14 protein-coding genes are annotated in these 12,093 nt (G+C 69.4%); 9 read left to right on the top strand and 5 right to left on the bottom strand.

From position 1 onward, the window contains the following. The first annotated feature begins 1,032 nt into the window (after nucleotides 1–1,032). The 3 genes from ACZ6Y1_RS34940 (at nucleotide 1,033) to ACZ6Y1_RS34930 (ending at nucleotide 4,019) form a co-directional block, all read left to right on the top strand. Nucleotides 1,033–1,293, top strand: coding sequence for a hypothetical protein (locus ACZ6Y1_RS34940; RefSeq protein WP_469639676.1), 261 nt, complete (start codon nucleotides 1,033–1,035; stop codon nucleotides 1,291–1,293). Nucleotides 1,294–1,873: 580 nt separating this feature from the next. Further along, on the top strand, nucleotides 1,874–2,458 hold the full coding sequence (locus ACZ6Y1_RS34935; RefSeq protein WP_469639674.1) for a hypothetical protein: 585 nt from the start codon (nucleotides 1,874–1,876) through the stop codon (nucleotides 2,456–2,458). A gap of 1,084 nt (nucleotides 2,459–3,542) precedes the next feature. Then, nucleotides 3,543–4,019 carry a lamin tail domain-containing protein gene (locus tag ACZ6Y1_RS34930; RefSeq protein ID WP_469639672.1) on the top strand — a complete coding sequence of 159 codons (477 nt, stop codon included), beginning with the start codon at nucleotides 3,543–3,545 and terminating at the stop codon, nucleotides 4,017–4,019. 1,563 nt (nucleotides 4,020–5,582) lie between these two features. Here the strand turns inward: ACZ6Y1_RS34930 and ACZ6Y1_RS34925 are convergent. Beyond that, nucleotides 5,583–5,993 (bottom strand): hypothetical protein, encoded by a 411-nt coding sequence (locus ACZ6Y1_RS34925; RefSeq protein ID WP_469639670.1) that lies wholly within the window; start codon nucleotides 5,991–5,993, stop codon nucleotides 5,583–5,585. A 522-nt stretch (nucleotides 5,994–6,515) separates the two neighbouring features. Here ACZ6Y1_RS34925 and ACZ6Y1_RS34920 point away from each other — a divergent pair. After that, nucleotides 6,516–6,779 carry a hypothetical protein gene (locus ACZ6Y1_RS34920; RefSeq protein ID WP_469639667.1) on the top strand — a complete coding sequence of 88 codons (264 nt, stop codon included), beginning with the start codon at nucleotides 6,516–6,518 and terminating at the stop codon, nucleotides 6,777–6,779. Between the two features lie 546 nt (nucleotides 6,780–7,325). Here the strand turns inward: ACZ6Y1_RS34920 and ACZ6Y1_RS34915 are convergent. Next, nucleotides 7,326–7,664, bottom strand: coding sequence for a hypothetical protein (locus ACZ6Y1_RS34915; RefSeq protein ID WP_469639665.1), 339 nt, complete (start codon nucleotides 7,662–7,664; stop codon nucleotides 7,326–7,328). Nucleotides 7,665–7,991: 327 nt separating this feature from the next. On the opposite strand from ACZ6Y1_RS34915, the gene ACZ6Y1_RS34910 reads away from it, so the two are divergent. Together ACZ6Y1_RS34910 and ACZ6Y1_RS34905 are read left to right on the top strand one after the other, a co-directional pair. Next, complete coding sequence (locus ACZ6Y1_RS34910; protein WP_469639663.1) at nucleotides 7,992–8,213, top strand: hypothetical protein; 222 nt, start codon at nucleotides 7,992–7,994, stop codon at nucleotides 8,211–8,213. A gap of 168 nt (nucleotides 8,214–8,381) precedes the next feature. Beyond that, nucleotides 8,382–8,915 carry a hypothetical protein gene (locus ACZ6Y1_RS34905; RefSeq protein WP_469639661.1) on the top strand — a complete coding sequence of 178 codons (534 nt, stop codon included), beginning with the start codon at nucleotides 8,382–8,384 and terminating at the stop codon, nucleotides 8,913–8,915. 66 nt (nucleotides 8,916–8,981) lie between these two features. Here ACZ6Y1_RS34905 and ACZ6Y1_RS34900 read toward each other — a convergent pair whose 3' ends face one another. Next, a complete protein-coding gene (locus tag ACZ6Y1_RS34900) occupies nucleotides 8,982–9,437 on the bottom strand; it encodes a phage tail protein (protein ID WP_469639659.1) in 456 nt (151 codons plus the stop codon). Nucleotides 9,438–9,574: 137 nt separating this feature from the next. Then, complete coding sequence (locus ACZ6Y1_RS34895; RefSeq protein ID WP_469639657.1) at nucleotides 9,575–9,802, bottom strand: hypothetical protein; 228 nt, start codon at nucleotides 9,800–9,802, stop codon at nucleotides 9,575–9,577. 199 nt (nucleotides 9,803–10,001) lie between these two features. Here ACZ6Y1_RS34895 and ACZ6Y1_RS34890 point away from each other — a divergent pair, with 199 nt between their 5' ends. From ACZ6Y1_RS34890 to ACZ6Y1_RS34880, 3 genes are all read left to right on the top strand, one after another. Continuing rightward, on the top strand, nucleotides 10,002–10,334 hold the full coding sequence (locus ACZ6Y1_RS34890) for a carbohydrate-binding module family 14 protein (protein ID WP_469639655.1): 333 nt from the start codon (nucleotides 10,002–10,004) through the stop codon (nucleotides 10,332–10,334). Nucleotides 10,335–10,528: 194 nt separating this feature from the next. Next, on the top strand, nucleotides 10,529–10,846 hold the full coding sequence (locus tag ACZ6Y1_RS34885) for a septal ring lytic transglycosylase RlpA family protein (protein ID WP_469639653.1): 318 nt from the start codon (nucleotides 10,529–10,531) through the stop codon (nucleotides 10,844–10,846). A 589-nt stretch (nucleotides 10,847–11,435) separates the two neighbouring features. After that, nucleotides 11,436–11,603: a hypothetical protein gene (locus ACZ6Y1_RS34880; RefSeq protein ID WP_469639651.1), complete on the top strand. Its 168-nt coding sequence runs from the start codon at nucleotides 11,436–11,438 to the stop codon at nucleotides 11,601–11,603. A gap of 44 nt (nucleotides 11,604–11,647) precedes the next feature. On the opposite strand, the gene ACZ6Y1_RS34875 is transcribed toward ACZ6Y1_RS34880, so the two are convergent. Further along, nucleotides 11,648–11,989, bottom strand: a complete 342-nt coding sequence (locus ACZ6Y1_RS34875) for a hypothetical protein (protein WP_469639649.1) — start codon at nucleotides 11,987–11,989, stop codon at nucleotides 11,648–11,650. Nucleotides 11,990–12,093 lie beyond the last annotated feature (104 nt).

Genomic DNA, 12,093 nt, shown 5'->3' with positions numbered 1-12,093 from the left:
GCGCCCGGCAAGCGGAGCCGGGCAACGATCTCCAAGGGGGCATCGGAATGAACCGAAACGATCGAATGAAGAGGCGCACAATGCGCCGTCTCGGCCGTACGGCATTGTTCGCCGCCGTACGCGGAGCTGGCGCTGCGGCCGGATCGTCTGGGGTCGCCACGCTGATCTGGTGGTTCGGGACCCGCTGATTGCAGCTTTCTGATGCACGTGTCCTCGAGGCGGCGGAAAGACCGTGTTGAGGACGGCTGCTGGTCCTGCCCGAGACAGGTACTGGGTTGAAGAGTGAATAGATGAGCTCAGGGCTACTTCTGTCCTAAGGCTGCTCAGGGGCCTGATCGGCGGGTTTTGGGCTGGTGTGTGGTTTCGGCATGGTGGTCGAGACGGACCGTGTCCAGGGTGGTTTTGGTGATGCGTTCGGTGCCGTTGTGGATGGCGGTGATGGCGGCTTGTCGGATGAGTCGGGTGAGGCTGCCGATGCGGCCAGCGGTGCGCTGGTGGAGGTAGGTGGTGTGGCGGGGGAGGGTGCCGGGTTTGTGGTGGTGGAGGTCGAGGCGTTTTCGAGGTCGGTGACGGTGACGGTGTCGGTGAAGGGATGCCGTTTGCCGAGGCGGGCGGGGAGTGGCCCGCATTCGACGAGGGTGGCGCGTGCCACAGGGGGCGTACGTCGTCGGGCTGCCCGCGCAGGGCGGTGGCCAGGGCGGCGACGAACGGCCAGTCGGCCAGGTCCCGCTCGGGCCGTTCGCTCACCAGGGCGCGCGCGACCCGGCGGGGGCTGAGTGTCAGGTGCTGGTAGCAGATCTCGTCGGGGGTGGGGGAGCCGGCTGCGATGCACATGCCGCGCAGGGCGGCCTTGAGTGAGGCGGCGGCCTGGCTTTGAGGCTCGGTTCTGCATGGCCGTCGGCGGACGGTTTTGAGAAGCAGCTGCCCCTGCTGGCCAATGCAGTTGCCTTTGAGTTGCGGGGGATCGTCGCCCTGTCTGTGACGGAGCAGGGCGCGGGCCGGCAGGTCAGACACGCTCCGTACCATCCATAGGTGACCAACCCGTTCTTCCACACACCCAGACGCCGCTTCATCACCTTGGCCACGCTGGCCGCCGTCGTCGCCTTCGGGTGGTACGCCGTTCAGCCGGTCGATCCACGATGCGCGACCTACGCAGTCGGCTCAGGGTCCCTCACGTCCGCCGGCACTTCGGCGGAAGAGAGGGAAGCCGCAGCCAGGCAGGCTTACGAGGACGCCTTGGCCGACGGCACATGCGGACCATCCCACGCCCGATTCCGAGACTGGCTCGGCTGACCTGAGCCCGCAGCCCCGGCGCGCTGCGGCCCTTGGCGCCGTCGTGGGACCCGCGACGAGGTAGAGGCCGCCACTGCTCTCGCCCGGGCCCGAGCCGAGGAGCCGATCGTCATTCTCGGTCCCTCGTCACCTACTCCTTAGGCGGTGACGAGGCTCGGGTTCCCCTGAGTACCGGTCTTCCGGCTCGGCGGTTGCTCGGGTCGCCGCCGTTCGGCTCGGTCGTGCTTGGCTATCGCCGCGTCCACCAGCTCAGCGGTGAACACCTTCGTCAGGATCCCGATCCGCACCCGCTGGCCTCCACCCCGTCACATGCGGGGCAACGATCCCCGCGGCTCAAAGGCAACTGCATTGGCCCCTGCCGGCCCCCAGCTCGACCGCCGAGGCGCGCGGGGAGGGCGAGGCGCTCGACCTGCTGGGCCCCAGCCCAGCTGGAGTGGACGCAATGGCCGGCCGACGCGCGGTCCCGCCCGTACCGCATTTGGTGGATCTCAGGATGCTTGCGCCCCTGCCAGGGCAGTCTGAGGGCCTTGGACCGGCCTACTCGGCTGGCCCGGCCGTGCATCGCGGGAAGGAGCTGGTCGTGGACAGGGTGCTGGAGGCGTTGGGGGCCGCGCACGAGGGATCGGTGGGGGTGCTGCTGGCCGGTGGCGCCGAGCCGGGCCCGGTCTACTTCGATGTGGGCAGCGGTCCGAATATGCCGTCGTCGTCCGAGTGGCACGCTTACGACGGCAGGTACGGCCGGCCCCGGGCCGTAGCGCTGCGGGGGAGCTGTTCGTGCGGCTGGCGTGGGGTGGCCGAGTACCCGCTCGACTGGACTCTCCTCCCGGGCGACAAGCCGCTGTACGAGGCGGACATCGACGTGTCCGGGCCGGTCGCCGACTACGAGGCGCACCTGTCGGTCGTCCGGGACGCGGCCGTCCAGCTGCCCGCAGATCTCATGGAGCTCCTCACCGCACTGGTCTCCCGTCTCGACGGCCTGGCCTTCGGGGAACCACTGGTCGCGCTCAAGGCGCTTGCCGATCTCCGGTACGTCGTCGCCGAGGCCGGGCAGGACGCGGTGCATGAGCTCGCGGCCCAGGAGGTGGCGATCGAACAGGTAGCAACCGCGCTTGGCACCAGTGAGGCCGAGGCCCGCCGCTATCTGGGCGACTACCTCCACCCCTGACCCTCGCGTGGCCGGCAGACACGCGGCGAGGTAGTCGGCACCTACTTGTCCCCGCTGGCGGTGCGCCTGGTTGACGAGGGCGGCTTCCAATAAATCGCGCGCGCCGCGGCCTGTGAGCCGGCGGACAAGCGGCCTGCTGCGCGTGAGGGGGAAGCGGTCGTCCGGGTCCCGCCCGGGGCGCAGGGTGGTGGACTGCCCGCCCACCGAACTGCGCGTCGGCGACCAGGTCATGGCGGGCGGCACCGGATCGCGAGTGCGGGCCGCAGCGTCGGGGTGGGGCGGGCAGCGGTGGTCAACTGGCGCCGCCGCCACCCCGACTTCCCCGCCCCGACCGGCGGGACGGAGGTACACCCGGAGTCCGACCGGGCCGACATCGTCGCGTAGCTGCTCGCCCACGACAAGATCACCGTTCCCGCCGGGGCAGGCGCGGCCTCGCTGCTGGTGCGCGGCACGGCAGGCGCCACGGGACGGTTCCGGCTGACCGCCACCGCACACGGCGAAGACCCGGTTGACGTCATCTCCTCTGCAGCGCCCGCTCCGTCGGCTCCTGTACGTCCCCCCGCCGCCTACTGGCGGACGATGCAGGGAACCGGCCGGTTCGCCCTGACTCCGGTCACCCCGGACACGATCGGGTCCTGCTCGTTGGTCGGGGCGACGCTTCTCTGATGCGCCCGCCCCTGGGTGCCCGGTGTCGGTCGGAAGCCGCTACGCCCGTACGTCTGCGCGGTGTGGCGGAATCGGTTCGAGTAAGCGATGGAAGCGCTTGTTACGGAGCTGCATGCGCATTCGGCGCACACCAACAGCTGGCGCGAATGAGCTGCTTATCCGGCTGGTAATCCTCTTTGTGATATGGGCGGGGCTGTTCCGGCTCGGCGGTGGGACGGTGTCAATTGGCTATTGACGCTTGCAGTTTGCAAGGGAGAGTTGCGGATATGTCCGCATTAGGAAACGGCCGTCATGGGTTGTGGCGGTTGATGGCGGGTGCGGGTCAGGGTGTGGGTCCTCGGCAGGACGCCGGGAACCGCACGGAGCCCGCCCGGCCGGCACGAGGCCGGGCCGGTTGATCGTTGAAGGAGTCATCTGCATGTCAGCTTCCCTCGCCACCCGCCGTACCGTCGCCGCGGTCCTGGCCGCCGGCGCACTGATCGGGGCGGCCGCCGTTCCGGCCGTCGCCCACGACGACGACCGGCGTGACCACCGCGGCGCGTACGCCTCGATCGTCATCGGCGACGTCCAGCCCGGCGGCCGCGGGCGCGACAACCGGGCCCTGAACCGTGAGTGGGTCGAGGTGGAGAACACCGGCCGGCACTCCGTCAACCTCCACGGCTTCACCCTCACCGACCGTGACGGCAACCGCTACCGCTTCGCCGGGCTGCGTCTCGAGGGACACTCCAGTGTCAAGGTCCACACCGGCTACGGCCGCGACACCCACCGCGACGTCTACCAGGGCCGCCGCCACCAGATCTGGGACGAGCGCGACACCGCGACCCTTCGCGACGACCGCGGCCGCGTCGTGGACACCGAGACCTGGGGCCGCCACGGACACCGCGACCACCGCTGATCCGGCCCGGCAGTCACACCGTCGGGGGCCGTGACTGCCGGCCACCAGCAGCAGCGGCGTGCCGCGGCAAGCAGCCGCGGCACGCAACACCCCACCCCAACGGCCCGACCGGCGCGGCCCCGCCAAGTCGCCTGGCATGTCGTGCGGGGGCGGGGGAGTGCGAGTGGTGGGACGAGACAGGGCCCGAGAGGGCTCGGATCGCGCCCCCGTCGGCCTGGCCGTTACCTGTGTTTGACGGGACGGGCCCGGCCCTGGCGGGCCCCACCGCGGCTGCAGCGGTGCCCAGAGCTGATGTGGAAGCAGCCGATCCAGGAAGGTCTTTTTGTGGAGCCATGGAACTGTGATCCGTCCGAGGTCACGATCCCTCAGTTGGACCTGGACCCCTACCGTTTCCCCGGCTTAGACATCGACCTGCCGACCGTCCACGCCGCCCCGGCGCAGAGCCGTCCAGGTGACACGGACTGGCAGTGTTCTCCGGCCGGGGAAGGCCATGCGGAGGCTCACCACCCGCCGTCCGATCCAAGCCCGGGCTGGTCCATGACGCCCATGGACCGTCGGAGACTGGACCTGCAAGCGGCTCTGACCGCCGCCGGTATCTCCCCACTCCCCGGCGACCTGGAAGCCATCTACATCCTGTCGTCACTCGACGACGAAACCCACGCAGCCCTCGTCCGCTGGATCACTCCAAGTGCGCCGAACGCCCCACGCGCGTTGTCTGCCGGGGACCATCGGACCTGGCCGGGAGGCCAGTAGGGCCATTCCGGAACCCGCGGGTGGAGGCCAGCTACCTTGCTGCCGGCATCAGATGCAATCAACTGTGTGCCCCTCGCACGGCGCTCCGAGTGGGCCCCTGAATATGAGCATGGCCACTCCGATTGCCCGAGGCCAGCGCAGAACGGCGCGGCCGACCGGGCCGGGGGCGCGTGGCGGTTCTTCGCTGTACCCGCGGGTACCGGCGCGGATCGGGCGCAGGTTTGATAGACGTGTACCGATCGGGCAGCTTTCCGGCAATCCGGGAGAGGGCGGCGGGTCGGTGTCTGTACTTCCACCGCGCATCATCGTGTGCTCCCACTGCCGGGCACGCCCCGGGGAGGGGGCTGTACCCACCCTGGCGGCCCACAACGGGCAGCTGACGGTCACGTGGCATGCAACGGCGTGTCCGCACCACCTTGCCGACCGGATCTTGGCCGGCAAGGAATCCTGAGCAAGAGACCCGGGCGGGTCCGCGCGGAGGCGGATCCCGGCCCGTCGCCGGTCACAAGGGTTCACCGCCGCGACACCGCCACCGGCTCCCTGCGCGGCACGGTCGTTACCGACATGCAGGTCCTCATGAAGCGTTGCGCGGCGGCGGGGCACCGGTGACCGCCCGCCGCCGCCGGTACAGCATCGGCGAGGCGGTGTTCGACGCCGACCGGCAGGCGCGCGGCGAAGTGGTCGGGATCTACCCGTCCCCGCTGGTGGTGCGCCTGGCCGACACGGTTGTGCCTCGAGCTGGGGGTCGTTGTTGTCTTGATCGTCCATGCTTCCACTGGGGGCACCTGATCCCGCGCTGATGAGCGGGGATCAAGCCGTGGTGATGTGGGTGAGGGTGTCGGATAGGCGGCGGATGGCTTCTTCGGCGTCGGTGTACTGCTCGGGGGCGGGCAGGACGGCGCCGAAGGTGGGGCCGTGGTCGTCGGGCAGGGCCCGCCAGTGCAGGACGGGGGTGAGGGCGGTGGTCGCGGCTCCCAGGAACCAGGCGAGGCGTCCGTGGACGCCGGCGAGGGCGACGGCCAGGACGGCGAGTGCTTCCCGCAGGTGGGCCAGCCGTTCGACTGCGGGCAGGGCTTCCTGCGTGTGTGGTGTGCCGATGGCGGTGCGCAGGTCGGCGGAGGCGTTCGCGGCGATGCTGCGGTCGGCCGGGGTCAGGGTCCACGACTGGTCGCGGATCTGTGCTTCAGCCTGCGCGGCCAGTGCCTCGATGGTCGTCCGCATGCCGGTCACCCTAGGCGCCGTGGCGAGTTCCTGGAAGAGATCGTGGACGGGGCGCCTTGGGCAAGGACCGGGGCGTGCCGCCCGTGGGTGTCTACCGCGCCCACCCGGCGCTATGACGGGCCACGGCATGCCTGCGGCGGGTCCGGCGGATGACGTAGGGCGGCCCCCGGTTCCGCCGGGGACGTCCGGCGGTGGACGGTTCCGCGTGACTGGCGTCCGCGCACCGCCGTTTAGCTGATCATGAACACACGCACTCTCGCCCTGGCCCTGGCCCTGGCCGGCGCCACACTGCTCCTCGCCCCGGCCGCTGCATCGGCCGCGCCCGCCGTCCCTGCCGTCGATGTGGCACTGCCCCATGTCCGTTCGGCTGATGGGGCTGATGAGAAGAAACCCGCTCGGGCCGGGCCGGGTAGCCGCGCTGCGGGCGCGTTCCAGCCGCTGCGCGGCGCGTGTGTGCTGCCTGGGCGGTATACACCCGCACGCGCCAGGGTGACGTATACGGGTCAAGATCGTTGGCCGAGCATGAGCTACAACACCAAGCGCGCACTTGCCACCGTCACCCTTGGGGCCGCCGCGTCCCTGGGCATGCTCACCACACTTGCGCATGCCGACAGTCCCGAGCCCCGGTGTCATCGCCTCGACGCGGCCCAGTTGGATGGGTCTTCTGGCTCCTCTGCCGACTCCTACAACCTGGCGTGCTCCGGGGCCGAAACAAGGGACATCGGGATGCCGGAAGGTAACTCGAAGTACTCGGCCGATTCCGAGTACTTTGCCGATTCCGAGTAGGCGAGGGATCGGTTGTACGTTCTCGTCCCCGTCCACCCCACGATGCCCTCACCCTCGGGTGGGGGCATCGTGGCTTGGGCGCCCGTAGAGGCGATTTCGGCCTGCGGGGGTCAGCCGTCGGCTGGACCGGGCTAGGGTCGGGTGCAGCCCGCGCCGATATGGCGTGCGTGGGTGAGGCCCGGCGCCCAGAGCGCTCTGGGGGCAGCAGTACCGCCGGGCCGCCCCAAGCAGACAAGCGGCCCGCCGCCGTGTCGGGAGATCAGCCCCCGACGATTTCCGTGCCCGTGCCGAGGGTGCGCCGGCCTCGGACGCGGGGCGCGCTCGCGGGGGCCGCATCGGCCGGATCGGCGGGTTCGGCTGCGAGGCGGGGCCGGCGGGGTGTGGTCGGTGGCGTGGGGGGAGTTGCGGGGCGCGGGCCGGTGCCCAGGGTGCGACGTTCGATCATGGGCCCAGTTTCCCGGTCGGTGCTCTGTCGACTGGGGGCGGGCCCTTCCCCGGCCGACGTGACGCCGGCCGGGGCGGGGTTGTGCCTTAGAGGCTTCCCTTTTAGAGCGGATGTCCTGGGGGGTAGACGATGATGCTGGGGTTGGGCTGGGGCATGATCCACGGGCGGCGGTAGCCCCCGCAGCCGCCGCCGAAGATGGGGAGGACGCAGTCGATGATGTTTCCGGCAGTGTTCGCAAGGCCCCCGACGGTATTGGCCGCGCCGTCCCCGATGCCGCCCCCGAAGAGGCCGTCCCCGATGGGTGCCGGGACGAGCCCGGTGGGTGCGGCTTGGGCGTGGCCGGCTGGTTGGGTGTGGGCGGTGGCGGCGGGGGTTGCTGTGGCGAGGGTCGCAGCGAGGAAGGCGACTGTCGCGGTGGCGCGCTTCGCTGTGGTGGTCATGCCCGATGAAACGATCACGTGTCGGTTGCGGTCACGACGGGATGACCTGGCTGGGGCTCTCCCTTGGGGTGGGTCCGCCGGAGGCACCTCCAGTCGTCGGCGCGGTCACGGTCGGTTCGGCGTTCGTTCTCCCGGTCTGTTCGTCGTCATGCCGTCTGGCGGCTCTTCCGTGACCAGGACCCCGCGGGCGCTCGGGAGATGGCCGAGCCCCGGGCGGACATGCTCGCCATCCTCGGCGAGGACGCCCGCCGCCGTGACGTCCTGGACTGGATGGCGGGGTGCGCGGCGGCGTGGTGACGCGGACCTGAGTTGATCGTTGACCAATGCATGATCAACATTCGAACCATCGCTGCGGCTGGCGTCCTTGCCGCCCTTGCTGCTGTCGTCCCGGCAACCGGGGCCTATGCGGCCGCTCCCGGTCCTGCCGATGTCCTGCCGGTCCCGGTGCTGTCGGGTGCGCTGCCGGGCGGAATCCTGGGCGGGGCGCCGTCGATGACGAGCCTCGGGCTGCTGGGCGTGAACCTGGAGGGGTACCCGCTGATTGACTAGTTCGCTCGTCCCGGCTAGGACAACGGCCACGCGCTGCTCGACGCCCGGAAGAAGATCAAGAGGCCGTCGATTGGGTCCATCGTTCCCTTCTGAGCGGCTGCGTCCCTCGTCGGGGGTGGAATCGTGGACCGGCCGTGTCGTTGTCGGTCCTACCGGGCTTGACCGTTCATGAAGACCATTAAGCAGACGGCCCTATTGGCCGCGCTGGCTGTGGCCGCGGTGGTGGCCCCGGGCGCACCCGGGGCCACGGCCGCCCCGGCCTACAAGTGCGCGTCCAGCACCCAGGACATCGACGACAGCAGCTATGACGGGCCGTGGCCGGACAACTGGAAGATCACGGTGAAGACGTGCGCGGCCCGCTCCGGGAGCACCGTGTACGCCTACGCCGAGGCGAAGTGGGACGGCACCGCCTTCCGTGAGGTGGACGACCCGACGATCTTCGACGGGGCCAAGATCCGCTTGCAGATCAAGCTGTCCCGGGACGGCACTGACCCCGTGGTGATCGAGCGCGACTTCCCCGGCCTGGAGGCCCGGCTGGAGGACAGCACGTCGAGTGGCAACTACAACGGCCACTACCGCACCCCGACGATCAGCCACCGGGCCGGCCCCCGTGCCCTGGCCGACTCGATCCTGTTCCTGGACTGGCACGGCGACGGCCGGGGCTACGGGCGTCACGAGTACGCGGGCTCACCCACGGTCTGACCCGGAGCAGCAGTGCGGGCCGCCACCCTGGCCGGGTGGCGGCCCGCACCGCTGCCCTTTGAGGGGTCAGTGGAACGCTACGGTCAGCCGCTCGGCCTTGAGAGTCACCTCTTCGACCGCGCCTTCGCCGGTCGAGCCGTCGAGGTTCTGCCCGGACAGCTTCACAGGGAATGCGTTGGTGATGTTCCAGGTGACGAGCTGGTTGGAGCCGCTGTCGTCGGTCAGGGAGATTGTGCAGTCCTTCTTCTCGACCGCGTTCTGGCTGACGGTGTAGAGCCAGGCGAACAGCGGGCTGTCCTTCGGGATCGCGCCCTTGCGCAGGGTGATGTTCAGGGCCTGCCGCTGGCCAGGCATCTGGAAGAACTGGCCAGTGCCGTCCTTGTACTCGATCGTCTCCACGCCGAGTTCCAGCCCCGAGACCGAGGAGAAGTAGCCGTCGGTCTTGCCGTCCCCGTCGATGTCGAGAACGAACCGGTAGGTCGGCACCGGGTAGTCGGTGTTGATGTATTCGGTGGTGGTCATGCGGTGCTCCTGCCAGTGAACGAGTGGGCAACGACATGATCGAGACCCTGGCTGTGCTGGGCTGGCGAAGCGCCGAAAGATCACCTGATCCAGCTGAACGTTGGCTGAGTTCTGTTCGGAACAGACCGTGACGACGGTCAGGACCCGTCACTGTCCGGACTCCATACGGCCGGCCCGCCGCCGCGCCACTCGATCAGCAGCGCATCGTCAAGGCGGACGTCGTCCGGATCGAGGCCGGCCCGGCGCAGGAACTCCAGAAGATCGCCGGGGCCGATGGCACGGCCGAGGATTTCGCCGTCGACGCGGACGCGGCGCCCGCCCTCGGCGTCCGGCGGGTAGACGATGACGCGCAGGTCAGGGCTCATCCCTCCACCGTGCCGGTACCCGGTCGGCCGTGAACGTGATGGCGGCCGCCCGATGCAGATGCCCGACGTCGCCCGCCAACCCTCGTCTCCCGTGTCCCGGCGGGCCAGCGCGTCGTTGGACCTGGTGGTTGATCTTGCCCTGGGCTGGGCCCCGGTCGCGGGTGTCCGGCCGATGGGCCCGAAGCGAGGGGAAGTCCGGATGTTGGTGAAGCAGACGGTGCGGCGCGCATTCGTCGTGTCCGTGATGGCCGGCCTGGCCGTCGTCGCGGTGTCGGTGCCGCAGGCCGCGGCGGCCGACCCGCAGCCCGGTGTGCAGGAGGGCGGGCACACGCAGTACGTGACCAAGCCGTGCCCCGGCGACCAGCAGTACTACGAGGACAGCGACCCGACGAAGTACTGGGAGTGCAGCAACGGCACCGCCTACCGGTTCGACTGCCCCGCCGGGCTGGACTGGGATACCACGCTGCTCACCTGCAACTATCCCGAGGTGGCGGGCCGCCGCGAGAGCGCGGTCCGCACCGGCGATCAGTAGCGTCGGGAAGGCCGGCTGGCGCGTGGGAACGCGGGCCATCCGGTCTCTGCCGCGCTGTGGGGCGTTTTACGCCAATTTTTCCCGTCGGCGCCCGTCGCGGGGTCCCGTACGTGATCATGCTGCTGCCGAGGTGATGCGAGCCGCACCCGGTACGCGCACCATTTCCCGCAACAGGAATCGGAAGGGACACGACCATGGGATCGGCCACTGAAGGCGTGACGGAAACCGGCATCGCCAGCTGGTACGGCGCGGAAGGCGAATTCCGGCCCGGCCAGCTCACCTCAAGCGGGGAGGTCTTCGACCGGTTCGCCATGACCACAGCGCACAAGACACTTCCCTTCGGGACGGTCATCAAGGTGACCAACACTGACAACGGCAAGTCTGTCGAGGTACGCGTCAACGACCGGGGGCCCTTCGTGCACGGCCGCATCCTCGACCTCGCCTACGGCGCCTTCCGCACCATCGAAGACCCCAACAAGCTCACGACCAACTGCACCTACACCATCGTCTGACAGACTGCCCGGCACCACCCCCGTGCGCTCGGCTGCTCCCCCTCGGCTCACCGTCGTCAACGCCCACTTCGACGTCGGCAACTGCAGACGGTCTCTGCTGTGGGCGGCGCCAAAGTCATTGCCCCTTGGAAGCCGGCTGTCGGCTGGCCGGTTTCCAGAGGCGACAGAGCGCACGTCATCTCGCCCGGGGTGAACCCGAGCAGCTCGACCAGGTACCGCTGGGAACGAGGCGTGCAATCGTAACTACAGCTCAGCAGGGCCAGTCTGAGGTCAAAGCTTGATGGCACGCGCTCAAGGTTCGCTGACACAGGACCCCCCCCCGCAGCGACCCCGCAGAAGGCAGCACTCAGAAGGGGAGCGGGACCGTATTCCGGGTGGCGAAGTTCGTCACGGCCCCGTCATCCTGCACGTCTCGTTCCAGCTCTGGGCGCACTTGACGGCTGTGACGCCGAAGATCTCTGGGTCCGCCGGCCGCAGACGCGAACGGCGTGCCCGGCCCCTGTCATGAGGCAGGGCTGGAGCCTGCCGCAGTTTCGCCACGACAGCGCGGCGGGAGCTCATATGCTCAGGCGCCGGTGAAGGCGAAACGATGACCCCGGCATCACCGGACCCGACACCCCTCGCGCCCACGGCTGTCCGGAACTGCCCGCACTGCGACAAGCCCGTCACCATCGTCGCTCTGCTGGCCACTCCCGAAGCCGCACGACCCACCATCCCGATGGCGAACCGGGACGTCATCCCGATGCGCCGCAGCTGAACAGATGCAGGTCACTGACCCCGTCGGCCCTCCGGACGGCGGGGTCAGTCTGCGTCCGCAAAAAAGGTGCTGATGTTGTTCCACATGAAGGCGTCCCTCCACTCCGGACGTCCTTCTGCCCAGCCGCTCAAGGCGGCGATCACCTTCTCCTGGGAGATCGTCCGGGTCTGGTAGTGCTCCGCCGCGGTCCCATCGCGGAACTCCAGCTGGTAGGTGTTGTCGTCCCTCAGCCACACCTGGACATACCAGTCACCATCCGCCTCATCGTCGATGCGCTCGACGATGACGAAGGCGTTGCCCCGGCCGAGGTTCGCCACCATCCGGCTCAACGCTGACGACTTCGGGTTCCCCACCCGCCGACCATGTTCATCTCGCGCTTGCAGCATGCCCCGATCATCACCCACGGGTCTGACACGGGTCGAAGAGCCACCAGTCATACTCGACTTCGCTCACCGCTGTCCTCAGTTGGTTCACTTCGTGAACCAACTGA

The organism is Streptomyces sp. NPDC053432 (genome assembly GCF_055585365.1).
Note: the sequence above shows the minus strand (reverse complement) of the source record. Positions and strands in the feature narration are given on the sequence as shown.